Raw genomic sequence first — 24,571 nt, 5'->3', positions numbered from 1 at the left:
CGCCTGGCCGCGCCGCGGCGCGTGCGGCGAACGGCCTTCCGGGGCGCATGAATGGCTGAGTCGACCGATCGGTCGGGAAAAGTGCAGAATGCCCGGATGCCTGCCTGGACCTCCCTCGACCTGCAGCGCCGCCCCGATGGCGTGGCCGTGCTGACGATGAACCGACCGGCCGTGTTCAACGCCTTCGACGAGGCGCTGATCGCCGAACTGGACGCGGCCTTTACCCTGCTCGGCGGCGACGCCAGCGTGCGCGCCGTCGTGCTGGCCGGCGCCGGCAAGCACTTCAGCGCCGGCGCCGACCTGCAGTGGATGCAGCGCGCCGCCGCCGCCTCGCAGGACGACAACCTCGCCGACGCGCGCCGCTTCTCGGCCATGCTGGCGCGCATCGCCGAGTGCCCGAAGCCGACGCTGGCCCGCGTGCAGGGCGCGGCCCTGGGGGGCGGCGTGGGCCTGGTGGCCGCCTGCGACATGGCCGTCGCGGCCGACGCCGCGAGCTTCTCCGTCAGCGAGGCGCGCATGGGCATCCTGCCCGCCGTCATCGGCCCCCACCTCGTCAACGCCGTGGGCCTGCGCGAGGCGCGTCGCCTTGCGCTGACGGCCAGCCGCATCGACGCCGCCGAGGCGCAGCGTGTGGGCCTGGTGCAGCGCGTGGTGCCGGCCGAGGGGCTGGACGCCGCCGTCGAGGCCGTCATCACCGACCTGCTGGCCTGCGGCCCGGCCGCCCAGGCCGAAATCAAGCAGCTCTATGCGCGGCTCGCGCCCGGCCCGGTGACGGCCGAGGCGCGCGAGCTGACGGCGCGGGCAATAGCCCGCGTGCGCACGGCGCCCGAGGCCCGCGAGGGCTTTGCGGCCTTCCTGGCAAAGCGCAAGCCCAACTGGATTGCTCCCGAATGAACCTGAACGACTCCCGCATCCTCGTCGTCGGTGCCGGCCTGATGGGCGCCGGCATCGCGCAGGTGGCCGCCCAGGCCGGCCATGCCGTGACGCTCTGCGACAACCGCGCCGGCGCGGCCGAGGCCGCCAAGGCCAAGCTGGCGCAGACGCTGGACGGCCTGGTCGCCAAGGGCAAGCTGAGCGCCGACGCCGCGCAGGCGACGCTGGCGCGCATCAGGCCCGCCGACGCGCTGGTGGCCGCCGACCTCGTCATCGAGGCCATCGTCGAGAACCTCGACGTGAAGCGTGCATTGTTCGCCGAGTTGGAGGCGCTGCTGGCGGATGACGCCGTGATTGCCACCAACACCTCGTCCATCTCCGTGACGGCGCTGGCGCGCGGCATGAAGAAGCCCGAGCGGCTGGTGGGCATGCACTTCTTCAACCCGGTGCCGCTGATGAAGCTCGTCGAGGTGGTCTCGGGCCTGGGCACCGATCCCGCCGTTGCACAGGCCGTCTTCGATCTCGCCGGCCGCTGGGGCAAGTCGGCCGTGCACACGCGTTCCACGCCCGGCTTCATCGTCAACCGCATCGCCCGGCCCTACTACGCCGAGGCGCTGATGCTGCTGCAGGACCGTGCGGCCGCGCCGGAGGTCATCGACGCCTGCCTGCGTGCAGCGGGCTTTCGCATGGGGCCGTGCGAGCTGATGGACCTGATCGGCCACGACACCAATTTCGCGGTGACCAACTCGGTCTTCGCCGCCAACTTCTTCGACCGCCGCTTCACGCCTTCTCTCGTGCAGCAGGAGCTGGTGGACGCCGGCTTTCTCGGCCGCAAGAGCGGGCGGGGCTTCTACCGCTATCCGGAAGGCGCGCCGGCGCTGGCCGCCCACTCAACCGCGGTGCCGACGGCCACGCGTCTGGTCGTGCACGGCCAGGGCTTCGTCGCCGAGCGGTTCGCAGCGGCCTTCCCGCAGGCCGAACGGCAGGCGCTCAGCGATTGGGTAGGCCTGGAGGCCGACCGCGCACAGATCCGCCTCACCGATGGCCGCACCGCCCGCGAGATCGCGGCCGAGCGCGACCTGCAGGCGCCGGTCGTCGTCTTCGACCTGCCGCTGGGCGAGCCCAGGGACCTGGCCTTTGCCAAGTCCGGCAATTTCAGCGAGCCGGTCGGCTGGCTGGCGGCGCTGGGGTTCACGCCGCGCGAGATGGTGGATGTGCCCGGCCTCGTCGTCGCACGCACCATCGCCATGTTGGTCAACGAGGCGAACGACGCCGTGCAGCAAGGGGTCTGCGACGAGGCGGGCGCCGACGCGGCCATGAAGCTCGGCGTGAACTATCCGGCCGGCCCGTTCGACTGGCAGAGGCTGTGGGGCGCCGGGCCCATCGTGGCCTTGCTGGACCGACTCGATACCTACTACCGCGGCGAGCGCTACCGCGTCAGCCCCCACCTGAGACTCACGCCATGACCCACGCCTTCATCTGCGACGCCATCCGCACGCCTTTCGGCCGCTACGGTGGCGCGTTGTCCTCCATCCGCACCGATGACCTCGCTGCGCTGCCCATCAAGGCGCTGATCGCGCGCAACCCGAACGTCGACTGGGCCCAGGTGGCCGACGTCATCTACGGCTGCGCCAACCAGGCTGGCGAGGACAACCGCAACGTCGCCCGCATGGCCGCACTGCTGGCCGGCCTGCCGGTGGACGTGCCGGGCAGCACGGTCAACCGGCTGTGCGGCTCTGGCATGGATGCCATCGGCACCGCGGCGCGTGCCATCCGCGCCGGCGAAGCCGGGCTGATGATTGCCGGCGGCGTCGAGAGCATGAGCCGCGCGCCTTTCGTCATGCCCAAGGCCGAGTCGGCCTTCAGCCGCGCCAATGCCGTCTACGACACCACCATCGGCTGGCGCTTCATCAACAAGCAGATGAAGGCGCAGTACGGCGTCGATTCGATGCCCGAGACGGCCGAGAACGTGGCGGCCGACTTCGGCATCGCGCGCGAGGCGCAGGACCGCATGGCACTGGCCTCGCAGATGAAGGCGATTGCGGCCCAGCAGCGCGGCTTCTTCGAGCGCGAGATCGTGCCGGTGGAGGTGCCGCAAAAGAAGGGCGACCCGCTGCGCGTGCTGCTGGACGAGCATCCGCGCGCGACCAGCCTCGAGGCGCTGGCGAAGCTGAAGGGCGTCGTGAAGCCCGACGGCAGCGTGACGGCGGGCAATGCCAGCGGCGTCAACGATGGCGCCTGCGCGCTGTTGCTGGCCAGCGAGGCCGAGGCGGCGCGCCACGGCCTGACGCCCCGTGCCCGCGTCGTCGGCATGGCGACGGCGGGCGTGGCGCCGCGCATCATGGGCATCGGCCCCGCGCCGGCCACGCGCAAGGTGCTGGCGCTGACGGGCCTGACGCTGGCGCAACTGGACGTCATCGAGCTGAACGAGGCTTTCGCCGCGCAAGGCCTGGCCGTGCTGCGCGACCTCGGCTTGGCGGACGACGACGCCCGCGTGAACCCCAACGGTGGTGCCATTGCCCTCGGTCACCCGCTGGGTGCCAGCGGTGCACGCCTCGTGACGACGGCGATCAACCAGCTCGAAGCGACGGGCGGCCGCTACGCGCTGTGCACGATGTGCATCGGCGTGGGCCAGGGCATTGCGATGGTGATCGAGCGGGTCTGAGGTGTCCCTCGCCCAGGCTGGCCGCGCTGAACGCCGGCCAGCATGGGCGGTCCCCCGGGGGGACGGCGATGCTTGCGGCATCGGACCGCAAGCACATCGCCCAAGGCGGGCCGGCTTGGGAACTGGAGTCGGACACAAGCAGTCCCTGCGGACTGCTTGGGCCCACGGAGGGCCGTGGGCCTCTGGCCCACGGCAGGCCCGGCGCTCGGCCCGCAAAGGCCCCAAACCGCTTCACTCGAAGAAGAGTCGGCTGATGCCCTTCAGGCTGACCAGGTTGCCCGGGTTGCTGGTTTCGTTGAGCACGCCGCTCATGCGCGCCAGCAGGCGCGGGCTTTTCTTGGCCCGCCAGATCAGCAGGTCGGCCAGCCAGGGGTGGGCATTGACGCGGTTGGCGCGTTCGTAGAGGTCGAACTTGGGCTTGAGGGCGGTGAGGCCGGCCTCGTAGGCCGCGCGCGTGGCGGCGTCGTCCTCGCGGTGGGCCAGCAGCGCGTCGGCGACCAGCATGCCCGTCTCCATCGCCTTGCCGATGCCCTCGCCCGTGAATGAATAGGTGCTGCCCGCCGCCTCGCCGGTGACGAGCAGGCCGGGCCGTGTCCAGGTCGCACCCGTCAGCGTGCAGCGCAGCGGCGCGCCCTTGAGCTCGCCCACCAGCTCGCCGACGCGCATCAGCTCCGCGGCGGGTTCGTACTTGGCGACGAAGGCGTCGAAGATGGCGCGCAGGTTGACGTCCTTCTTGCGGCCCTTGCCGCCGCCCAGGTCCTTGTGCGAGTCGGTCACGCCGACGCCGATGTTGAAGTGCCCGTCCGGCGCCGGGAAGATCCAGCCGTAGCCCGGCCGCACGGACTTGTCCCAGACCACTTCCAGCGCCTTGATCCGGCCCACCATCTGCGGCGCCTTCACATAGCCGCGCAGCGCCACGCCGCTGGGCGTGTGGCGCTCGCACATGCCGGCGGCCGTCAGCGCCTTGGGCACGGCGCCGGTGGCCAGCACGACCCAGCGGGCGCGGACTTCGACGGTGGCGTCACCCTGCCTGAGCCGTGCACCGACAACGCGGCCGGCGTCCTCCAGCGGCGCCTCGAAGCGCGCCTGCTCGAAGCGCGCGCCGGCCTCGCGGGCCGCGCGCAGCAGCAACGCATCCAGCTCGCGCCGCGGCAGCACGGCCAGCGAGCCCGGCACGTCGATGCGCCCGCCGCGCGGGCCGATACAGCCGACATGGGCCACGGGCTGGGCTTTGCGCATCACCTCGTCCAGCAGGCCCAGGCGCGCCAGGGCCTTGTGCGTGTCGGGGATGAGGCCGTCGCCGCAGATCTTGTCGCGGCCAGGCGGGTGCTGGTCGACCAGCAGCACATCGACGCCGGCGCGGGCCAGCAGGCGGGCACAGGCGCTGCCGGCGGGGCCGGCGCCGATGACCAGGATCTCGCAATCGGGCCCGGCGGGCGGGCTGCCGGCCTGTCTCTCAGCTGTCAATTGGATGGGCATGTCGATGGGGTCGGCGATTCTAGAAGTCGCTGGCGTGTCCCTTAGCACTTCGGGTGCTGCCCTGACTGATTCAGGGGATTTGAATTTGTGTGGTCATGTGACAACGCCAGTGCCGTCCGTCACCCCCTGCTTGGGGCGGTGATTGCCCTAGGTTTCTGTCATGTAAAGCACGTCGAGCGGGAGGTTGCCGAGTCTATTGGGGCCTACCCGGATCGGCCGGCCCGTCGGCAATCGCCAGACTCGCGCCGCGAAAAAGCGTTTCTCCGCTGGGGATGCGCGTTTCCAAGTCACCTGCAACACAGCGTTGAGAACGTCCTCACGAAGGAGTAGTCATGTTTAAACGAAACGCCCGGAGCGCAGCCGCGCTGGCGATGATCGGCACGCTGAGCGCCGTCTCGGCAATGGCCCAAGAAGCCTCGCCGGAGAAGCTCGAGCGCATCGAAATCACCGGTTCCCGCATCAAGTCCGTCGGTGCCGAGTCCAGCAGCCCGATCACTTCGGTCGGCAAGGAAGACATCAGCATCAAGCAGCCGGTCGCGGTTGAAGAACTGGTGCGTGGCCTGCCTTCCGCGTATCCGGCCATCGGCCCGAACGTGAACAATGGCTCCAACGGCACGGCCTCGATCGACCTGCGCGGCATCGGCTCCAACCGCACGCTGGTGCTGATCAACAGCCGCCGCATCGTGCCCGCCACGCTGGGCGGTGTCGTCGACACCAACACCATCCCGGTCTCGCTGCTCGAGCGCGTTGACCTGGTGACCGGTGGCGCGTCCGCCGTGTACGGTGCCGACGCCGTGTCGGGCGTGGTGAACTTCATCACCAAGCGCAATTTCTCGGGCGTCGAGGCGACGTCCCTGTACAGCGCCTCCGAGAAGGGCGACGCCCAGCGCTACAAGAACGACCTGACCGTCGGTGCCAACCTGGCAGACGGTCGCGGCAACGTGGTGCTGCACATCGGCACCACCCGCACCAGCCCGCTGAAGCTCGCCGACCGCGACTACTCCGGCACCGTGATCGCCTCCACCACCGGCAACCCCGGCGGCTTCTCCGGCACGGCCGTGCCCGCCCAGTGGTCCGGCATGCCCTCGCCGATCAACGGCTCGCGCGTGATCGACTCCACCACCGGCCTGCTGCGCCCGGTCAGCGGCGTTGCCGACGCGTACAACACCAACCCGCCGAACTACTTCGAGACGCCGCTGACCCGCACGCAGGCCACCGGCCTGGGTCGCTTCCAGATCAACGAGTACGCCGAGGTCTACGCCGAGGTCTTCCACACCAAGTCCAACGTGACGCTGAACCTGGCGCCCTCGGGCACCTTCGGCGCGGCGCTGAACATCCCCATCGGCAACCCCTACATCACGCCGGCCGTCCGTTCGCAGCTGTGCGCGGCCTACGGCATCTCGGCCGCCAACTGCGTGGCCGGTGGCACGACCGAGTTCCGCGCCAACATCGCCCGCCGCTTCGTCGAAGCCGGCCCGCGCGTCTACAGCTACGACAACGCGACGACCCAGTACACGGCCGGCCTGCGCGGCGACATCCCGATGCTGGAGGGCTGGACCTACGACGCCTACTACCAGAGCGGCCGTTCGGACCAGATCCAGCGCACCGGCAACGGCTTCTCGGCCACCAAGCTGCAGCAGGCCGTTCGCGCGACCAGCACGACGGCTTGCACGGTGACCACCGGCGGCTGCGTGCCGATCAACCTGTTCGGCGCTGCCGGCACGATCACGCCGCAGATGCTGGCCTTCATCGCCACGCCGACCTTCCAGACCACGCGCGTCGATCAGAAGGTCGTGGCCGGCTCGGCCAGCGGCGAGGTCGCCTTCGCCAAGAGCCCCTGGGCCAAGAACCCGCTGGGCATGGCCGTCGGCTACGAAGACCGCACGGTGTTCGGCGGCAATGCCTCCGATGCCGTCGTGCAGACCCAGGGCGAACTGCTGGGCTCCGGCGCTCCGACGCCTGACCGTAGCGGTACGCTGAAGTTCCGCGAGGTCTACGGCGAAGCCACGCTGCCCCTGGTGCAGAACAAGCCCTTCGTGCACTCGCTGAACATCGGCTACGGCTACCGCGACACCGAGTTCGACTCCATCGGCGGCACCAAGAGCTATGGCAGCTGGAAGAAGTCGATGGACTACTCGCCCATGAAGGGCCTGCGTTTCCGCGGCGAAAGCCAGCGCGCCACCCGCGCCCCGAACGTGAACGAGCTCTACGCGCCGGTCACCACGGGCCTGTCGACGCTGACGACCGACCCCTGCCAGGGCACCCGCATCGTCGCGGCCGACGCCGGCAAGGCCGGCACGCTGACCAACCTCTGCCAGCTGACCGGCGTGCCGGTCGCGCAGATCGGCTCGGTCGCGGCACCGTCGTCCAACCAGATCAACAACACCGGTGGCGGCAACCCCAACCTCGGCCCCGAGAAGGCCAACACCACGACCCTTGGCGTGGTGTGGGAGCCCGACTTCATCGAGAACCTGTCGCTGACGGTCGACTACTGGAAGATCAAGATCAACGGCGCCGTGTCCAGCCCGACCTCGTCGCAGGTCATCAACGGCTGCTTCGACTCCACGCTGAACGCCGGCCTGTCCTACAACGCCTTCTGCCAGCTGATCCAGCGCGACCCGCTGAACGGCGGCCTGAACGGCACGGGCAGCAAGGGCGTGAGCACCCAGTCGTCCAACCTTGGCTTCTACAACTTCTCCGGCATCGACCTGGGCGCGAGCTACCGTCTGCCGATGAAGAAGCTGGGTCTGCCGAACTGGGGCCGCGTGGACCTGAGCATGCAGGCCGCGCTGCTCAAGCGCGCCGACTTCAAGTCGCTGCCCAGCGTCGCGACCCTGGAGCAGGCCGGCTACTACGGTGTCGACGTGGGCACGCCCTATTCCAAGACGCGCTTCAACGCACGCGCTTCCTGGACGCTGAGCGACTACTCCGTGGGTCTGGCATGGCGCCACATCGGTTCGTCGTCGGTCCAGCCTGACCTCAAGGGCAGCTACGTCGCCGCCTACGAGACCATCAAGGCCTATGACTACTTCGACCTGAACGGCACCTGGCAGGTGACGAAGAACATCAAGCTGTCGATGACGATCAACAACCTGTTCGACAAGCAGCCCCCGTTCACCGGCACCGGCATCGGCCCGGGTGCGACCAACTTCGGCAACACCTTCCCGACGGCCTACGACATCATCGGCCGCCGCTACACGGCTACCGTCCAGGCCAACTTCTGATCGAAGTCAGGCTCTGCCGCCCCTCGGGGTGGCAGCATCGAACGGGCCCCTCGGGGCCCGTTTTTCATGGCGCGGACAATCCGCGCCTCACCCCTTCATCACCATGGCAGCCATCCATCCGGCTTCATCCCTCGGCCAGGGCCTGCGGGCGCTGGCGTCCGGCCAGCTCGACGCCGCCCAGGCCATGCTGCAGCGCGCGCTACAGGAGACGCCCGCCGCGCCCGAGGCGCCTGCGGCGCTGGGCCAGCTGGCGGCCCAGCGCCAGCAATGGGCCGAGGCCGAGGCCTGGTTCCTGCGCTCGCTGCAGCTGCATGCCCGCCAGCCGCGGGTGTGGCTGGCGCGCGGCCAGATGCTGGAGATGCTGCAGCGCCCCGCCGCCGCTGCCGAAGCCTTCGACCAGGCCGCGCAGCACCAGCCCGACCTCGCCGCGGCCCATTACCAGCACGCGCGCCTGCGGCGCGACCTGGGCGAGCGCGAACGCGCGCTGCAGTCGGCCCGCCGGGCGGCCGAGCTGGCACCGCAGGATGCCAATGCGCTGCAGCTGCTGGCCATGCTGCAGGAAGAAAGCGGCACGCTGGCCGCCGCGCTGCCGACGCTGGACGCCGCGCTGCGCCTGGCGCCCGAGCGCGCCGCGCTGCACCACAACCGCGGCGTCGTGCTGCACCGCCTCGGCCGCCATGCCGACGCGCTGGCAGCCCACGAACGCGCGCAAGCCCTGGGCCTGGATGTCGCCGAGGCGCACTACAACCTGGGCAACACGCTGCAGGCCCTGGGCCGCGCCGATGACGCGCTCGCCGCCTACCGCCGCGCGCTGGCGCTCGCGCCGCTTCACGCGCTCAGCCTCTACGACCTCGCCAAGCTGCGCTGGGCCCTGGGCCATGCCGATTTCAGCGCCGAGCTCGACGCCGCCGAACGCGCCGCGCCGCAGTCCGACATTCCGCCCAGCCTGCTCGGCCTGCTGCTGCTGCGCGCCGAGCAGGGCGAAGCCGCGGCTGCGGCCTACCGCCGTGCCGCCGCACTGGCGCCCACCCATGCCGCCTATGCCGACGGGTTGGGCCAGGCCCTGTGCCTGCTGGGGCACTTCGAGGAATCCTGCGCGGCTCACCGGCAGGCCGTGGCCCTGGCGTCCGAGGACGTGGCCGTGCTCAGCAACGCCGCGCGCAGCCTCTACGCGGCCGGTGAATCTGCCGAGGGTCTGGCTCTGGCCGAGCGGGCTTTCGCGCTGGCGCCCAAGGATCAGCATGCCCTGGCCCTGGTCGGCACGGGCTGGCGGCTGACGGGTGATGCGCGCGCCGGCTGGCTCAACGATCTCGACCGCTGCGTCGGCGTCGTCGACATCGAACCCCCGCCCGGCTGGGCCGACATCGCCAGCTTCAACGCCGCGCTGGCCGAGGAGCTGACGCGGCTGCACACCGACGCCGAAGCTCCCATCGACCAGACGCTGCGCCACGGCACCCAGACGCGCGGCAACCTCTTCGACCTCGACCTGCCGCTGGTGCAGGCGTTGAAGGCCCAGATCGCCAAGGCCATCACGGCCTGGCTGGCCACCCGGCCGGCCGAGGCCGGCCACCCCATGCTGGGTCGCCTGCCATCACCCGCCGGTGCCTGGCATTTCACTGACAGCTGGAGCTCGCGCCTGCGCAGCAGCGGCTTCCACACCAACCATATCCACGGGCACGGCTGGCTGAGCAGTTGCTACTACGTGGCCACGCCGCCGAGCGCGCTTCGCGAGGGCAGCCGTGACGGTTGGATCAAGTTCGGCGAGCCCGACCTGCCCGAGCCGGTGCGAGGCCGCCTGCCGCCGGGCCGCATGGAGGCGCCCAGGCCCGGACGACTGGCACTCTTCCCGTCGTATCTGTGGCATGGCACCACGCCCTTCCAGGACGATGCCTACCGGCTGACGGTGGCTTTCGACGTGGTGCCCGACTGATCACTCCACGCGACGCACGCGCGGCGAGGTCTTCAGGCCTTCGAAGTCCAGGTAGTAGGAACTCAGCGCGCCGCGCTTCACGCTGACCTTGCGCGGCCCTTCCGGCAGCACGACGGAGCTGCCGTCGATGACCAGCCAGACCTGGCCGTTGGCCAGGCGGATGCGCGAGTTCGGACCCCAGCCGCCGAAGCTCGGGCCGACCGAGCTTTCGACGGACTCCACCGCGCCTGGGCGCTTGGCCTCGGGCAGGCCGAAGGCGGCTTCGCCGGTGGGTGCTGCAGCGGCAACCGGCGCGGCCGGCGCCACCCGGGCCGTCGCCACGGGCGCGGCAGGCTGGGCCGGTGTTGCCGGCACGCGGGCCGCGTCGGCCAGCGCGTCGTAGCAGGCGAGTCGGGCCGCGCCGTCGGTCAGCGCGCGGCAGCGCTGCAGGCCGTCCTGGGCCAGGGCCGGCAGGGCGGCGAAGGAGAGGGCGATCAGGGTGAAGGTGCGCATGCGGCAAGCCTAGCAGCAGCGCCGGGCAGCGCGCAGCGGGTCATGCCCTCGCGCGCGAGATCCGCTCAGGCCTTCGGCAGGCGTCGCAGATCACGCCGGTGCCCTGCGCCGTCCAGCCTCAGCCCTGCTTCACCTTCAGCCGCCAGGCGTGCAGCAGCGGCTCGGTGTAGCCGCTGGGCTGGGCCTCGCCCTTGAAGACGAGGTCCAGCGCCGCCTGCATGGCAGCGCCCTGCGGGTGGGCGGTCAGCGACTTGTAGGCCGCGTCGCCGGCGTTCTGGCCGTCGACGACCTTGGCCATGCGGGCGAAGGTCTCGCGCACCTGCTCGGCGCTGACCACGCCGTGGCGCAGCCAGTTGGCGATGTGCTGGCTGCTGATGCGCAGCGTCGCGCGGTCTTCCATCAGGCCGACGCCGTTGATGTCCGGCACCTTGGAGCAGCCCACGCCCTGGTCGATCCAGCGCACCACGTAGCCGAGGATGCCCTGCACGTTGTTGTCCAGCTCCTGCTGGCGCTGCTCGGGCGTCCAGTCGGCGTTGGGGGCGACGGGAACGGTCAGCAGCGCGTTCAGGATGCCCTCGCGCTCGGCGGCGAGGTCAACCTTTTCCAGTTCCTGCTGCACGGCGGCGACGCTGACCTGGTGGTAGTGCAGCGCATGCAGCGTCGCGGCCGTCGGCGAGGGCACCCAGGCCGTGTTCGCGCCCGCCTTGGGGTGGCCGATCTTCTGCTTGAGCATCTCGGCCATCAGGTCGGGCATGGCCCACATGCCCTTGCCGATCTGGGCGCGGCCGCGCAGGCCGCAGGCCAGGCCCGTCAGCACGTTGCTGCGCTCGTAGGCGGTGATCCAGCTGGACGTCTTCATGTCGCCCTTGCGCAGCATGGGGCCCGCGCGCATGGCGGTGTGCATCTCGTCGCCGGTGCGGTCCAGGAAGCCGGTGTTGATGAAGGCAACGCGGCTGGCGGCGGCGGCGATGCAGGCCTTGAGGTTGACCGAGGTGCGGCGCTCCTCGTCCATGATGCCCAGCTTGACGGTGCTGTCGGGCAGGCCGAGCAGTTGCTCCACGCGGCTGAACAGCTCGGAGGCGAAAGCCACCTCGGCGGGGCCGTGCATCTTGGGCTTCACGATGTAGACCGAGCCTGTGCGCGAGTTGCCGCGGCGCTTCAGGTCGTGCATGGCGATGGTCGTCGTCACGACCGCGTCCATGATGCCCTCGGGGATCTCGCTGCCGTCGGCCAGCAGGATGGCCGGGTTGGTCATCAGGTGGCCCACGTTGCGCACGAACATCAGCGAGCGGCCATGCAGCGTGACGGTGCCGCCATCCGTGCCACTTGGCGCCGTGTAGACGCGGTCGGCGTTCAGGCGGCGCGTGAAGGTCTTGCCGCCCTTGGCGACTTCCTCGGTCAGCGTGCCGAGCTGGATGCCGAGCCAGTTGCGGTAGGCCAGCAGCTTGTCCTCGGCGTCCACCGCGGCGACGGAGTCTTCCAGGTCCAGGATGGTGGACAGCGCCGATTCGACGATGACGTCGGCCACGCCGGCCGCGTCGCTCTTGCCGATGGCCGTGCTGCGGTCGATGCGGATGTCCAGGTGCAGGCCGTGGTGGACCAGCAGCACGCTGCTCGGCGCGGCGGCGTCGCCCTGGTAGCCGGCGAAGGCGCCGGCGTCCTTCAGGCCCGTGGTGGCGCCGGAGGCCAGCGTCACGACGAGCTGGCCGGCTTCCACGCGGTAGCCGGTCGATTCGGCATGCGAGCCGGCGGCCAGCGGCGCGGTCTGGTCCAGCACCTGGCGGGCGAAGGCGATGACCTTGGCGCCGCGCACGGGGTTGTAGGCGCCGGCACGCGTGGCGCCGTCGGCTTCGGAGATGGCGTCGGTGCCGTACAGCGCGTCGTACAGCGAGCCCCAGCGCGCGTTGGCCGCGTTCAGCGCGTAGCGGGCGTTCAGGATGGGCACGACGAGCTGCGGGCCGGCCTGCAGGGCCAGCTCGGCGTCGACGTTGGCGGTCGTCGCCTGCACCTGGGCCGGCGGCTCTACGAGATAGCCGATGCGGGTCAGGAAGGCGCGGTAGGCGGGCATGTCGGCGATCGGGCCGGGATGGGCCTCGTGCCAGGCGTCCAGCTCGGCCTGCAGGCGGTCGCGTTCGGCCAGCAGGGCGCGGTTCGTCGGCGCCAGCTCGTGCGCCAGCTGGCTGAAGCCGGCCCAGAACGCGTCAGCGGCCACACCGGTGCCGGGCAGCACCTCGGTGTCGATGAAGCGGGCCAGGTCGGCATCGACCTGCAGGCGGTGGAGGGTGGTGCGGCTGGCGGTGGACATGGGGCGGGGCTCCTGCGAGAGAACAACAACGGATGCTGCCAATCTAGCCGCCCCGCGTGTCGGGATTCGCTGTTGCGCGCGCCATTCATCTGTGACCAAAACGCAAAGATGGTTCGTGAAACTGCTGCCTTTGCGTCCGGGCGGCAGCACAATCCGGGCATGGACAAGCTCAAGCAGATCGAGTCCTTCGTCCTCGTGGCGGGCAAGGGCAGCCTCACCGCGGCGGCCCAGGCCGAGGGCGTGGCGCCGGCCGTCATGGGCCGGCGGCTGGATGCGCTGGAGGCGCGCCTGGGCGTGAAGCTGATGCTGCGCACGACGCGGCGGCTGACGCTCACGCCCGAGGGGCAGTCCTTCCTGGAGGACTGCCAACGCCTCATCGCCGCCCTGACCGACGCCGAGGCGGCGGTGAGCGCCGGGGGGCTGAAGGCCAGCGGCCATCTGCGCGTGACGGCGCCGGCCGGTTTCGGTCGCCGCCATGTCGCGCCGCTGGTGCCGGGCTTCCTGGCCGAGCATGCCGACCTGAGCCTGTCGCTCAACCTTAGCGACCGCGTCGTCGACATCGTCCACGAGGGCTTCGACTGCGCCGTGCGCGTGGGCGACCTGCCGGACTCCAGCCTCGTCAGCACGCGGCTGGCCGACAACCGGCGGCTGTGCGTGGCCGCGCCGGCCTACCTGAAGCGGGCCGGTGTTCCCAAGCACCCCGACGAACTCGGCCGCCACGCCTGCCTGACGCTGAGTTCCGAAGCCAGCCAGACCCGCGGCTGGGCCTTCCAGATCGAAGGTGCGGTGCAGCACCTGCGGCCTGAAACCCGAGCTCAGGGCCGGCTGGACTGCAGCGACGGTCAGGTGTTGCACGACTGGTGCGTGGAAGGGCTGGGCATTGCCTGGCGCAGCACCTGGGAGGTCGAGGCCGACCTCGCCGCCGGCCGCCTCGTCAGCCTGCTGGACGAGTTCGCGGCGCCGCCCAACGGCATCTACGCTGTCTTTGCGCAATCCCGCCACCTGCCGCTGCGCACGCGGTTGTGGGTGGAGCATCTGCGCGCGCACTACGGGCGGCCCAGCTACTGGCGAAGCTAGGGGGGTGGTGGGTATACCCCGATGCCGGTCGCTGCAGCAGCGGCCTCTGATGGGTCGCCGCTTTGTCGCTCCCGTCCTCGTCGAGGATGTGGCGTCGAGCGTCTGCTGCGGCGGGCTGCGCGATGCCCGTCCGACCGCAGCCCGTGAACCGGGCATCGCAGACAACGGACGGAGGATGTCGATGAACAAGACGACCTGGTTTCGAGAGCGGATCGCGCCAAGGCGCGCAGTGATTGCAGCGGCCGCCATGGCCGTGCCACTGATCGCCGCCGCGGCGCAGGGCAGCGAATGGAGCAATGCGGGGGGCGACCGCGAGAACACACGCAGCCAACCATCGGAGCACAAGCTCGGCGTTGGCAATGTCGACAAGCTCGCCGTCAAATGGGCGCTGACGACGGCAGGCGACGTGTCGGCCACCCCGGCGGTCGATGCCGACACGGTCTACGTGCCCGACTGGGCAGGCTGGCTCTATGCCGTCAACCGCAGCAACGGCAATGTCCGCTGGGCGGTTCACCTGCCCGCGGTGACGGGCGTTCCGAGGGACAAGGCGCGCGCGACGCCGGCGCTCGGCGGCGGCAAGGTCATCATCGGCACCCAGGGATCCATCCTGGCGGGTGGCGGCCCGGGCGCCAAGGTGCTCGCCTTCGACAAGGACACGGGGGCCCTCGTCTGGAGCACGCAGGCCGACCCGCACATGGCAGCCATCGTCACGCAGTCGGCCACCATCCATGGCGACCAAGTCTTCGTCGGCGTTGCGTCGCAGGAGGAGGCCCTCGCCGCCTTCGTGCCGGGCTACCAGCTGTCCTTCCGCGGCAGCATGTTGGCGCTGGATCTGCAGACCGGCGCCATCCGCTGGAAGACCCTGCTCGCGCCGCCCGGCTACACCGGCAACGCGGTCTGGGGCAGCTCGCCGGCCATCGACACCCGGCGCGGCGTGGTCTACATCGCCACCGGCAACAACTACTCGGTGCCGCCTGCGGTGCTGGCCTGCGTGGCAGCGGCCGGCGGTGATCCGGTTGCCAAGGCCGCCTGCCTGCCGGCGAACGACCATTTCGACAGCGTGCTCGCGCTCGACATGAAGACCGGCGCGGTGCGCTGGGCGACCCGCGCCATCCCCTACGACGCCTGGACGGTGGACTGCATCCCCTTCTTCGGTGACGGCAGCAACTGCCCGTCCCCGGCGGGGCCGGACTACGACTTTGGACAGGCTCCGGCGCTGTTCAAGTCCAGGGCCGGCAACGGCCAGCCGGTCGATCTGCTGGGCGTCGGGCAGAAGAGCGGGCAGTACTGGGCGCTGAACCCGGACACCGGTGCCGTCGTCTGGGTCACCCAGGCCGGCCCGGGTGGCACGGCGGGTGGCCTGCAATGGGGGTCGGCGACGGACGGTGCGCGCGTCTATACCGCCAACTCCAACAGCAACCAGATCCCGTGGACGCCGGCAGGCGCGACCTTGCCGACGACGCGCGGAGCGTGGTTCGGCCTGGATGCGGCCACGGGCGCCATGCTGTGGCAGACGACCGACCCGCAGGCGCCGGGAGGCATCGGCGGCGGACCCGCTGGCCCCGTGACGACAGCCAATGGCGTCGTCTACGGCTGCTCGCTGGATGCCAGCGGCCGCATGTACGCGCTCAACGGCGCGAGCGGTGCCGTCCTGTGGAGCTACGCGAGCGGAGGTTCGTGCCTGTCGGGTGCGGCCATTGCGGATGGCACGCTCTACTGGGGCTCGGGCTACAGCAACTTCGGCTTCGGTACGCCGAACAGCAAGCTCTACGCGTTCACGGTCCCGGACTGATCGCCGGGTACCTGCCCATGCCCATCGCCTCGAACGGCGATGGGCCTTCGTGAGTCGTTGGACAAGCCGCAGGGCTTGTCCTCGGCACTCACTCAGTCACCGAACTGGACCTTGGCGCGCTTGCCGGCCCACGCGTCGAACTTGGCCGCATAGACCTCCTCGATGCGGTTGCGCTTGACCTTGAAGGTGGGCGTGATGAAGCCGTTGTCCACCGTCCATGGCGTCTTGATCAGCACCAGCGTGTCAAGCTGCTCGTGCGGGTCCAGGCGGGCATTGACGTCGTCCAGGTGCTTGCTCAGCTCGGCCATCAGCGCGGCGCGCTCGGCCTCGCTGGTGGCGCGCTGCAGGCCCTGCGGCGACAGCATGGCGATGCCCAGCGGCTGGCCCATGTTGGCGCCGGCCACGCAGCAGGCCTCGATGCTGGGGTTCATGCCCAGCTTGTCCTCGATCGGCGCGGGGGCGACGTACTTGCCCTTGCTGGTCTTGAACAGGTCCTTCACGCGGCCGGTGATGCGCACGCAGCCGTCGGGGTCCTGGGTCACCTTGTCGCCGGTGTGCAGCCAGCCGTCGGCGGTGAGCGCATCGGCCGTCAGACCGGGCTCCTTGTAGTAGCCCATCATCAGCGCAGGGCTGCGCATCTGCAGCTCGCCGTTGGCGGGGTCGATGCGGGTCTGCACGCCGCCATAGGCGGGGCCTACGGTGCCGCGCTGGTTCTTGCCCGGCAGTGTCATGTGCGACAGCGCCAGGTTCTCGGTCATGCCGTAGCCCTCGTTGATGTGCAGGCCCAGCGTGCCGTACCACTCCAGCAGCGCGACCGGCATGGGCGCGGCGCCGCCGACGGCGATGCGGCACTGGTCCAGACCCAGCGCCTTGAGCACCTTCTTGCGCACCAGGCCGCCGATGATGGGCAGGCGCAGCAGCTTGTTCATCTTCTGCGGCGGCATCTTGGCCTGCACGCCCTGCTGGAACTTGACCCACAGCCGCGGCACGCTGAAGAAGATGGTGGGCCGCGAGCGCTGCAGGTCGGCGGTGAAGGTGTCCAGCGACTCGGCGAAGAACACCTTGAGGCCCACCTTCAGCCAGCTGTGCTCCACCAGCACGCGCTCGGCCACGTGGGCCAGCGGCAGGTAGGACATCATGCGGTCGGCGGCGCTCATCGGGAAGCGCGCCAGGCCCTCGGCTATGGCCCAGGCAAAGGCGCCGAAGTTGTGCATCACGCCCTTGGGGTTGCCCGTCGTGCCCGAGGTGTAGATCAGCGTGCAGAGCTCGTCGGCGCCGCGCGTGGGCTCGCCTTTCATCGGCTCGGTGCGGGCGCAGATGCTGTCCCAGCTTTCGTAGCGCTTCTTGACGTCGTCGGGCGACAGCGCATAGCTGGCGCCGGGCAAGCTGGGCGGCACGCCGGGCTTCATGCCCTCCCAGCCGTCGAGCTTGCCGATGAAGACGAAGCGCGCCTCGCTGTGGGTGAGGATCTGCGTGATGGTCTCGGCGGCCAGCGTCGGATACAGCGGCACGCTGACGTAGCCTGCCATCCAGATGGCGAGGTCCGTCATCAGCCACCAGGCGCAGTTCTTGGACAGCATGGCCACCTTGGCATCGGCCGGCCAGCCCTCGGCCTGGCCCTTGGCCTTCAGGAAGGCGGCCATGCGGCGCACCTGGTCGCCGACCTGGGCCCAGGTGAAGTCCTTCACCTCGGGGCCGCCCATGGGCTGGGTCAGCGTGACCTGGCTGCCGGCCGTGCGCTCCCAGTGGTAGAGGCGTTGCAGGGCGAGCTGGTCGGCGGCGATGGTGGCCATGGGCGTGTCTCCTCGGACATTCTTTTCGGGAGCTGCAAAGTTAACCGCGTGTAAACCGGCCACCGCTACGGGAAAACACCTTGCGGCGTGACGCCTTGCTAGGGCGGTGGCTCTAAATCCGGCGTCCCCGCGCTGGCCGGGTCGCCGGGCCGCGCGGTGGAGACGGCAGGGTCCTTGATCGGGATCAATGGTCGTGCGGGCGATGGCCCCCCGCACGCGGGGGCGCGCTCGCAATCGGTATTGGAAGTGGGACGGCACGACGTGATGGCCCCCCGCACGCGGGGGCTCGCTGCTTGGCGGCCGGCTGCGCCTGTCCAGAATGCGGCGCAGGCAGATCGTGCTGGCTTTCAGGAGTTCGGGAATGAAGTCGCTCATGTCCTTCGCGCGTCCGCGCCTGGCAGCGCTCGCGCTGGCCTGCGTGTCGCTGGCCACGCAGGCCGCCGTGATCAGTTCGGGCTCGACCGTCATCCCGGGCTCCTGGATCTTCGACTTCGACGCCGGCGTCCGCAACGACTGGCCCGACTTCGAAAGCGGCGACGTCTTCTGGGAAATGCTCAACCCCACCGAGCGCCAGCTCGTGGCGAACCCCTACACCAGCGCGTCGCCACGCATCTCCGCGCTCGGCGTCGTCGACTTCGCATCGCTCACCGACGTCGCGCTGGCCGCGCTGCCCTTCGGCACGGTGGGCATTCCCGGCAGCGACGCCGGCAATGCGCTGGTGCCCGGTTATGTGTTCGCCGTCCAGACCGGCGCCGGCAATTACGCCAAGGTCCCGGTCACCGGCCCCCTCGTCGACGCCCCGAACCATGGTCTGGCGGTGCAGTGGGTGACGTACACCCCACCCGTACCCGTTCCCGAGCCTTCGGTCGCGGTGACGCTGGCTGCCGGGCTGGCCGTGATGGTGACGTTGGCGCGGCGCCGGCGCGGCTGAGCGTCACGCCCGGTCGTCGAGCGGCGGTCCGGCGGCTGCTAGAAACGCCAGTCGCAGTCGCGCGGCGCCGTGCCGGCGGCCAGCTGGGCGGCCACGTCGGCCAGTGGATGGGGGGTGGGCGTCAGCCCGGCCAGGTTGGCCGGGCGGGCAGCCTCGGCGCGCGTGAGGGCCGCCTGCCAGGGCTCGCCGGCCGCGCGCAGCGCGCAGGCCTGCTGCAGCCGGGCGCTCCATTCGGGCAGGCCCTGTGGCTCGGGCAGGCCGTCGAAATAGGCCACGCGGGCGCGCGTCGCGGCCAACCAGCCGGCGGGCGACCCGGCCAGCCGGCCCTTGAAGAGGTCGATGCGGCTGGCAAGGTTGCGGGCCTGGGCGAGCAGGGGGCGCAGCGTGCTCAGGCGGTTGTCGATCTCGCGCGCCAGCTTCTGGCCGGCCTCGCCCGCGCCTGGCGCGAGGGCGACGCGGCCCAGCGTCAGCAGGCCCTCGGCGCGGCGCACGTCCCCGATCAGCGGCGCCGCGTCCAGGCCGGCCAGGGCCTGGGTGGCGGCCTGCACGGCGGCGGCATCGGCGCGCGCTGCCGCCAGCACGCGGGCCTCCAGCACCAGGTTGTGGCGCAGCAGGCCCGTCACCGCGTCGTCCGCGCCGGCGGCCTCGGTCTCGGCCTGCGCTTTTTCCAGCTGGGCCAGCGCCGGAGCGAATTCGCCAAGCTGCTGCAGATAGGCGGCCAGCATCTGGCGCATCAGCGTGCTGGCGTGGTTGCCGGGGCGGGCCACGCCGTCCCAGCGGCGGATCAGGTCGTCGCTGCGCGCCGTGGCCTCGGCCGCGCTCTCGCGTGCCAGCCGCCAGCGCACGAAGGCGAGGTTGCGCTCCAGCACCAGGGCCGGGCGGATGCGCTCGGCCTCCTGGGGATTCCAGAACGGCCGCGCCGCCTCCAGCACGCGCTCGGCGTCGCGCAGCCGGCCCTCGTAAACGTAGAGCACGTTCTCGTAGGTGGCGAAGCCGGCGTGCTCGAAGGGCTTCTTGGCGTTGATGGCGTCGTTGGAGCGGCGGGCCAGCGCCAGCTCGCGCTCGGCATCGGCAAAGCGGCCCAGGCGGCCGTAGGCCGCCAGCAGGTGCAGGCGCAGCCGGTGCGGCTTCTCGCTCAGCGGCCCGTAGCGGCTGTCCCACTGCGGCAGCAGCGGCTCCAGCAGGTCGATGATGGGCTGGCCGCCGGCCACAGCCGTGTGGATGCCGGCCAGCGTGAAGACGGCGTCCTCGGTGCGCGGGTCGTCCTCGCCAAAGGCCTGCCGCGCATGGGCCAGGCGCTGCTCGGCCAGCGGCGCGGCGACATCGAAGCGCTGCAACGCGAAATAGGTCTTCACCAGCGTGTCGAAGACCCGGTCCTTGACCTCGGGCTGGTCGTTGAAGCGCGTCGCCAGCTCCTGGCGCTTGCGGTCCAGCAGCTCGACGACGGTGGGCTGGCGGCCGCCGTTCTGGTCGGGGCTGGCGGCGCTGAGCATCTCGGCGAGATAGCCCGTGACCTGCTCGGACTCGCGCGCCGCGGCCTGCGCCTCGCGGCGCTGCCAGAGGCTGACGGCCAGGCCCAGGCTGAGCGCCGCGAACACCAGCGCGCCGCCGATGGCCAGCGCCGCGTTGCGCCGCGCCCAGAGGTGCAGGCGGTGGCGCCACTCCTCCGCACGCACGCTGACCGGGCGCTGCTCCAGCCAGCGCTGTAGGTCGTCGATGAAGGTGCCGACGCTGGCATAGCGCTCGGCCGGGTCCTTGCGCAGGGCCTTGGCGGCCACGGCCTCCAGGTCACCGCTGGCGCGCTCGGCATCGGGCGGGCGGCCCGGGCCATGGTCGCGCTCGCCGCCTGAGCCACCGGTCGTGCGCGTCAGCCGCGCGGGCTCGGTGTGCAGCACGGCGTGTTCCAGCGCCGTGCGGCTGCCGCCGCGGCCACCGAAGGGCAGCTGGCCGCTGGCCAGCTCGTAGAGCATGACGCCCAGCGAATAGATGTCGGCCGCCACGCCGACGGCCCCACCGCTGATTTGCTCGGGCGCCGCGTAGGCGGGCGTCAGGCGCCGGCCGGAGATGAGCGTGAGCTGGCTGTCGGCCTGCATGCCGGCGTCGTTGAGCAGGCCGGCGATGCCGAAGTCCAGCAGCTTGGCGTTGCCGCTCTCGTCCAGCATGACGTTGCTGGGCTTGAGGTCGCGGTGCACGATGAGCTGGGCGTGCGCATGCTCGACGGCGCGTGCCACCTCCACCAGCAGCTTCACGCGCGCCGCGAGCGGCAGGGCGTGGTCGCGGGCATGGGCGCTCAGCGTCTGGCCGGAGACGTACTCCAGCACCAGGTAGGCGCGGCCGTCCTGCTCGCCGGCGTCCAGCAGGCGGGCGATGCCGGGGTGGGTGAGGCGGCCCAGCACGGCGCGCTCGCGGGCGAAGCGCGCGGCCAGGCCGGGGCTGGCGAGGTCGTCGCGCAGCAGCTTGATGGCGGCCTCGCCCTGGTAGAGGCCGTCGGCCCGCTCGGCGCGCCAGACCTGGCCCATCCCGCCCTCGCCCAGCAGTTCGGCCAGGCACCAGTCGCCGAAGCGGTCGCCCGTCTGGGGCGGCGGCAGGCCGGCCGGCTCGGCCAGGGCCATGGCCAGGTGGGTCTCGAAGCCCGGCAGGGCCGCCAGCACCGTGGCGTCGTCGTCGGGCAGCGAGGCCAGCATGCGCGCCAGGCGCGCGGCCAGCTCGGGCGGCTGCACGCTGCGCAGCCGGGCCTCGCGCTCGGCGGCTGGCAGGTCGGCGAACTCGTCGAACAGCGCGGAGAGGCGCTGCCAGTCGTCCGCCTGCAGGCCGGAGTCCATCAGTAGACCGTGTCGGGCTTGTCGCCGAGCAGCTCCTGCAGCAGCGCCCGCGCCTTCAGCAGCTCGCGGTTGACGGTGCGCGTGGACAGGCCGCGCAGCTCGGCGACCTCGGCAATGGTCAGGCCGGCGAAGCCCACCATCTCGATGAGCTCGTAGAGGCCGAGGTCCAGCGCGCGCATGCGCTCCAGTGCGCGGTCCAGGCCGATCATGTCGACGGCGTGGCTCTGCTCGGCCGCCACGTCGCCGGCGGCGGACAGCGTGACCATCACGGCGTCGCCGCCGCGCTTTTCTCGCCCCTCGCCGCGCAGGTGGTCGATGACGACGGAGCGCAGCACGCGGCCCACGTAGGCGAAGAACTGGCCGCGCGTCTCGCCCTGCAGGCCCTGCTGGTCGGCCATGCGCAGAAAGCCCTCGTGGACGAGGGCCGTCGTGTTCAGGCCGGCCGACCTGCCGCCGGGGCCGCTCTGCGCCAGGCGGATGCGGGCGACGCGCTTGATCTCGGGGTAGAGCAGGGCGTAGAGCTGCTGCAGCGCCGCCGGGTCGCCGCGGGAGGTGCCGATCAGCAGTGCGGTCACGTCGGCCACGTCAGTCCTCCTGGAAGGCGGCCAGCGCCGCGGCGATGTCGGCCTCGCTGGCCTCGCGCTGCACGGGGGCGTCGGCCACCCAGCCCTCGCGCTTGAGCCGCGCGACCCACTGGCCGGCGTCGCGGCCCTGCTCGAAGCCGCTGCTCTGCAGCAGCAGCTCGCCGCCGGCCGACAGCAGCTTGAAGTAGAACTTGCCGTCGGCCTCGCGGTACTGCTTGAAGACGGGCAATGCGGCCTTCTCTGCCTTGGCCACGGCCGTCGCCGCCGTGGACGTGTAGGGCCGCAGGCCGCAGGCCTCGCGCAACTGCTTCAGGAAGGGCACGGCGATGGCCCGGGCCTTGGCGGCGCCGGCCTGCAGCGTGGCCTCCAGCTTTTCGGGGTGGGCCATCAGCTGGGCATAGCGCTCGCGCATCGGGCCGATCTGGCCTTCGATCAGCGTGACCAGCTGCTGCTTGGCCTCGCCCCAGGCCAGGCCGCCGCGCAGCGCGGCGCGGAAGGCCGCACGCTGCTCGGGGGTGGCGAAGGCGTCGTAGATGGTGACGAGGGCCTGACCTTCCGGGGCCTTGGGCTCGCCGGGCAGCTTGCTGTCGGTCACGATGCGAGCGACCGCGTCCTGCAAGGCCTTGGCGCCGCCCTCGAAGAGCGGGATGACGTTGTCATAGCTCTTGCTCATCTTGCGGCCGTCCAGACCCGGCAGCAGTTCCATCTCGGCGTCGGTCACGGCCTCGGGCAGGGTGAACAGCTCGCGGCCCTGGCCGAACAGGTGGTTGAAGCGTTGGGCCACGTCGCGGGCCATCTCGATGTGCTGGACCTGGTCCTTGCCCACCGGCACCTTGTGGGCGTTGAACATCAGGATGTCGGCCGCCATCAGCACCGGGTAGCTGAACAGGCCCATGCTGACGTTGGCATCGGGCTCCTCGCCGGCGGCCACGGCGGCGTCCACCGCGGCCTTGTAGGCATGGGCACGGTTCATCTGGCCCTTGGCCGTCACGCAGGTCAGCAGCCAGGTCAGCTCGGGGATCTCCGGGATGTCGCTCTGGCGGTAGAAGGTGACGCGCTCGGGGTCCAGGCCGGCGGCCAGCCAGGTGGCGGCGATGGCGCGGCTGGAGTGGGCCAGGCGGTCCGGCTCGTCGCACTTGATCAGCGCATGGAAGTCGGCCATGAAGAAGAAGCTCTCCACGCCGGGCGCGCGGCTGGCGGCGATGGCCGGGCGGATGGCGCCGACGTAGTTGCCGAGATGCAGGGTGCCGGTCGTGGTGATGCCGGTGAGGACGCGATGGGACATGGGGGCTAGGGCCTGTTCACAGGACGGGAATCGGTGCGAGAGGGTCTGCGCGGGTGCAGGGCAAGGCGCGCAACGACGCCATGCTCCCGCGCAGACCCTCTCCCGAAGGGTTGTCACTCAAAAGCCCGCGCGCGGCGTTGCGAAGCCTCGCTGGGGACGACCCCAGCTTCGGCTCCGCGCCTTGCTCGCGGGCTTTTGAGTGGCAACGCATCCGATCCCCGTCCTGTGAACAGGACCGAAGTCGAGCCCGGATTGTGGCCTCAGCCGCGCGTCAACCGCGTTTGCGAGATGGGGGTGCGGCCACCGAGGCGCGCCAGGTCACGGAGATGTCGAACTGCCGCGACACGGGCAGTTCCAGCCCGTAGCAGCGGTTCAGCAGCCAGTGCAGGCCGGCCAGCGTGACCTCGTGGCTGGGGATGTGCACCGAGGTGAGGCGTGGCGCGGCGAATTCGGCGCTGGGCGAGTCGTCATAGCCCAGCACCGACACCTGCTGCGGCACCTGCACGCCGCGCTCCTGGAAATGGGCCAGCAGGCCGATGGCCATCTCGTCGTTGGCGCAGAACACGGCCGTGGGCAGGCGCTTGAGCTTGAGCAGCACGTCGGCCGCGTCCCAGCCGGCCTGGTTGGAGAAGTCGCCGGGCACGGTCAGGATCTTGGCCGTGTCCAGGCCGCGCAGTGCCAGCTCGCCCATGAAGCCGTTCAGGCGCGCGACGTTGTCCGGCGAGGTCGTGGGGCCGGAGACGACGGCGATGTCCTTGTGCTTGTGCTGCAGCAGCGCGCGCGCCGCCTGCACGCCGCCCTGCACGTGGTCGGCCGTGAAGCACTGGTCCTTGATGCGATCGAAGTGGCGGTTCAGCACGACCACCTGGCGGCCCGCCGGGCCCAGGGCCTTGATGTCCTCGTCCTGCATGGCGTTGGACAGCACGATGAGGCCGTCGCAGTCGCGGTCCAGCAGGAAGCGCATGCCGTCGTTGGTCTCGACGCGCTCGTCCTCGATGCCCTCGCCGAAGGCCACCACCATGTGCAGGCCCTGCGCGCGCAGCACGAGGTCGATGGCGCGCAGGATGGGCGTGTAGTAGGTGCCGCGCAGGAAGGGGATGTAGACGCCGATCAGCTTGGAGGTGCCGGCGCCCAAGGAGCGAGCCGTGTGCGAGGGCCGGAACTTCAGCTGGGCGATGACCTTGCGCACGCGCTCGGCCGTGGCCGGCGCGACGGAACCGTTTCCGCTGATGACGCGCGAGGCGGTGCCCACGCCCACGCCAGCCAGCCGCGCCACATCCTTGATCGTTGCCATTCGCCCTCTTCTTCCGTCGGGGCGG

Annotated in this window: 16 protein-coding genes; 8 read left to right on the top strand and 8 right to left on the bottom strand. The window is 71.0% G+C overall.

Annotated elements, in window-relative coordinates; translation table 11 throughout:
• Nucleotides 1–96 precede the first annotated feature (96 nt).
• From AC07VX_RS04885 to pcaF, 3 genes are read left to right on the top strand one after another with little or no spacing between them, the layout of a single operon-like run.
• Nucleotides 97–894, top strand: a complete 798-nt coding sequence (locus tag AC07VX_RS04885; protein ID WP_493162808.1) for an enoyl-CoA hydratase-related protein — start codon at nucleotides 97–99, stop codon at nucleotides 892–894.
• Nucleotides 891–2,339 carry a 3-hydroxyacyl-CoA dehydrogenase gene (locus AC07VX_RS04880; RefSeq protein ID WP_493162809.1) on the top strand — a complete coding sequence of 483 codons (1,449 nt, stop codon included), beginning with the start codon at nucleotides 891–893 and terminating at the stop codon, nucleotides 2,337–2,339. The genes AC07VX_RS04885 and AC07VX_RS04880 overlap by 4 nt, the downstream gene beginning before the upstream one ends.
• A complete protein-coding gene (pcaF, locus tag AC07VX_RS04875) occupies nucleotides 2,336–3,538 on the top strand; it encodes a 3-oxoadipyl-CoA thiolase (RefSeq protein ID WP_493162810.1) in 1,203 nt (400 codons plus the stop codon). Before AC07VX_RS04880 ends, pcaF begins: the two co-directional genes overlap by 4 nt.
• Nucleotides 3,539–3,769: 231 nt before the next feature.
• Here pcaF and AC07VX_RS04870 read toward each other — a convergent pair whose 3' ends face one another.
• Nucleotides 3,770–5,017 carry an NAD(P)/FAD-dependent oxidoreductase gene (locus tag AC07VX_RS04870; protein ID WP_493162811.1) on the bottom strand — a complete coding sequence of 416 codons (1,248 nt, stop codon included), beginning with the start codon at nucleotides 5,015–5,017 and terminating at the stop codon, nucleotides 3,770–3,772.
• A gap of 332 nt (nucleotides 5,018–5,349) precedes the next feature.
• Here AC07VX_RS04870 and AC07VX_RS04865 point away from each other — a divergent pair, with 332 nt between their 5' ends.
• Together AC07VX_RS04865 and AC07VX_RS04860 are read left to right on the top strand one after the other, a co-directional pair.
• Entirely contained in the window at nucleotides 5,350–8,241 is a 2,892-nt protein-coding gene (locus tag AC07VX_RS04865) for a TonB-dependent receptor domain-containing protein (protein ID WP_493162812.1), read from the top strand.
• Between the two features lie 103 nt (nucleotides 8,242–8,344).
• On the top strand, nucleotides 8,345–10,171 hold the full coding sequence (locus tag AC07VX_RS04860; RefSeq protein ID WP_493162813.1) for a tetratricopeptide repeat protein: 1,827 nt from the start codon (nucleotides 8,345–8,347) through the stop codon (nucleotides 10,169–10,171).
• Here the strand turns inward: AC07VX_RS04860 and AC07VX_RS04855 are convergent, their stop codons facing one another.
• Both AC07VX_RS04855 and AC07VX_RS04850 read right to left on the bottom strand, forming a co-directional pair.
• Nucleotides 10,172–10,663, bottom strand: coding sequence for a hypothetical protein (locus tag AC07VX_RS04855; protein WP_493162814.1), 492 nt, complete (start codon nucleotides 10,661–10,663; stop codon nucleotides 10,172–10,174). It lies immediately after the preceding gene.
• Nucleotides 10,664–10,781: 118 nt separating this feature from the next.
• Nucleotides 10,782–12,968 (bottom strand): malate synthase G, encoded by a 2,187-nt coding sequence (locus AC07VX_RS04850; protein ID WP_493162815.1) that lies wholly within the window; start codon nucleotides 12,966–12,968, stop codon nucleotides 10,782–10,784.
• Between the two features lie 159 nt (nucleotides 12,969–13,127).
• Here AC07VX_RS04850 and AC07VX_RS04845 point away from each other — a divergent pair, with 159 nt between their 5' ends.
• Nucleotides 13,128–14,045 (top strand): LysR family transcriptional regulator, encoded by a 918-nt coding sequence (locus AC07VX_RS04845; protein WP_493162816.1) that lies wholly within the window; start codon nucleotides 13,128–13,130, stop codon nucleotides 14,043–14,045.
• A 181-nt stretch (nucleotides 14,046–14,226) separates the two neighbouring features.
• Nucleotides 14,227–15,837 carry an outer membrane protein assembly factor BamB family protein gene (locus AC07VX_RS04840; RefSeq protein ID WP_493162818.1) on the top strand — a complete coding sequence of 537 codons (1,611 nt, stop codon included), beginning with the start codon at nucleotides 14,227–14,229 and terminating at the stop codon, nucleotides 15,835–15,837.
• 92 nt (nucleotides 15,838–15,929) lie between these two features.
• Here AC07VX_RS04840 and AC07VX_RS04835 read toward each other — a convergent pair whose 3' ends face one another.
• Complete coding sequence (locus AC07VX_RS04835; protein WP_493162819.1) at nucleotides 15,930–17,630, bottom strand: AMP-binding protein; 1,701 nt, start codon at nucleotides 17,628–17,630, stop codon at nucleotides 15,930–15,932.
• A gap of 361 nt (nucleotides 17,631–17,991) precedes the next feature.
• Between AC07VX_RS04835 and AC07VX_RS04830 the strand changes: the two genes are divergently transcribed.
• Nucleotides 17,992–18,561 (top strand): PEP-CTERM sorting domain-containing protein, encoded by a 570-nt coding sequence (locus AC07VX_RS04830; protein WP_493162820.1) that lies wholly within the window; start codon nucleotides 17,992–17,994, stop codon nucleotides 18,559–18,561.
• Between the two features lie 38 nt (nucleotides 18,562–18,599).
• Here AC07VX_RS04830 and AC07VX_RS04825 read toward each other — a convergent pair whose 3' ends face one another.
• The 4 genes from AC07VX_RS04825 to AC07VX_RS04810 all read right to left on the bottom strand — a co-directional run bounded on the left by AC07VX_RS04825 (nucleotide 18,600) and on the right by AC07VX_RS04810 (nucleotide 24,546).
• A complete protein-coding gene (locus AC07VX_RS04825; protein WP_493162821.1) occupies nucleotides 18,600–21,383 on the bottom strand; it encodes a serine/threonine-protein kinase in 2,784 nt (927 codons plus the stop codon).
• Nucleotides 21,383–21,967, bottom strand: a complete 585-nt coding sequence (locus AC07VX_RS04820) for an ECF-type sigma factor (RefSeq protein WP_493162823.1) — start codon at nucleotides 21,965–21,967, stop codon at nucleotides 21,383–21,385. The genes AC07VX_RS04825 and AC07VX_RS04820 overlap by 1 nt, the downstream gene beginning before the upstream one ends.
• A gap of 1 nt (nucleotide 21,968) precedes the next feature.
• Nucleotides 21,969–23,252, bottom strand: a complete 1,284-nt coding sequence (locus AC07VX_RS04815) for a tryptophan--tRNA ligase (RefSeq protein WP_493162824.1) — start codon at nucleotides 23,250–23,252, stop codon at nucleotides 21,969–21,971.
• Between the two features lie 271 nt (nucleotides 23,253–23,523).
• Entirely contained in the window at nucleotides 23,524–24,546 is a 1,023-nt protein-coding gene (locus tag AC07VX_RS04810) for a LacI family DNA-binding transcriptional regulator (RefSeq protein ID WP_493162825.1), read from the bottom strand.
• Between the last annotated feature and the right edge of the window lie 25 nt (nucleotides 24,547–24,571).

It is taken from the genome of Roseateles sp. GW821-FHT03B02 (assembly GCF_059421025.1).
This window is presented reverse-complemented; position numbering and strand designations above follow the sequence as displayed.

Excerpts from the sequence above, each read along its gene's own strand:
- AC07VX_RS04885 (WP_493162808.1), top strand. The coding sequence starts at position 97 with ATGCCTGCCTGGACCTCCCTCGACCTGCAGCGCCGCCCCGATGGCGTG.
- AC07VX_RS04880 (WP_493162809.1), top strand. The coding sequence starts at position 891 with ATGAACCTGAACGACTCCCGCATCCTCGTCGTCGGTGCCGGCCTGATG.
- pcaF (WP_493162810.1), top strand. The coding sequence starts at position 2,336 with ATGACCCACGCCTTCATCTGCGACGCCATCCGCACGCCTTTCGGCCGC.
- AC07VX_RS04870 (WP_493162811.1), bottom strand. The coding sequence starts at position 5,017 with ATGCCCATCCAATTGACAGCTGAGAGACAGGCCGGCAGCCCGCCCGCC.
- AC07VX_RS04865 (WP_493162812.1), top strand. The coding sequence starts at position 5,350 with ATGTTTAAACGAAACGCCCGGAGCGCAGCCGCGCTGGCGATGATCGGC.
- AC07VX_RS04860 (WP_493162813.1), top strand. The coding sequence starts at position 8,345 with ATGGCAGCCATCCATCCGGCTTCATCCCTCGGCCAGGGCCTGCGGGCG.
- AC07VX_RS04855 (WP_493162814.1), bottom strand. The coding sequence starts at position 10,663 with ATGCGCACCTTCACCCTGATCGCCCTCTCCTTCGCCGCCCTGCCGGCC.
- AC07VX_RS04850 (WP_493162815.1), bottom strand. The coding sequence starts at position 12,968 with ATGTCCACCGCCAGCCGCACCACCCTCCACCGCCTGCAGGTCGATGCC.
- AC07VX_RS04845 (WP_493162816.1), top strand. The coding sequence starts at position 13,128 with ATGGACAAGCTCAAGCAGATCGAGTCCTTCGTCCTCGTGGCGGGCAAG.
- AC07VX_RS04840 (WP_493162818.1), top strand. The coding sequence starts at position 14,227 with ATGAACAAGACGACCTGGTTTCGAGAGCGGATCGCGCCAAGGCGCGCA.
- AC07VX_RS04835 (WP_493162819.1), bottom strand. The coding sequence starts at position 17,630 with ATGGCCACCATCGCCGCCGACCAGCTCGCCCTGCAACGCCTCTACCAC.
- AC07VX_RS04830 (WP_493162820.1), top strand. The coding sequence starts at position 17,992 with ATGAAGTCGCTCATGTCCTTCGCGCGTCCGCGCCTGGCAGCGCTCGCG.
- AC07VX_RS04825 (WP_493162821.1), bottom strand. The coding sequence starts at position 21,383 with ATGGACTCCGGCCTGCAGGCGGACGACTGGCAGCGCCTCTCCGCGCTG.
- AC07VX_RS04815 (WP_493162824.1), bottom strand. The coding sequence starts at position 23,252 with ATGTCCCATCGCGTCCTCACCGGCATCACCACGACCGGCACCCTGCAT.
- AC07VX_RS04810 (WP_493162825.1), bottom strand. The coding sequence starts at position 24,546 with ATGGCAACGATCAAGGATGTGGCGCGGCTGGCTGGCGTGGGCGTGGGC.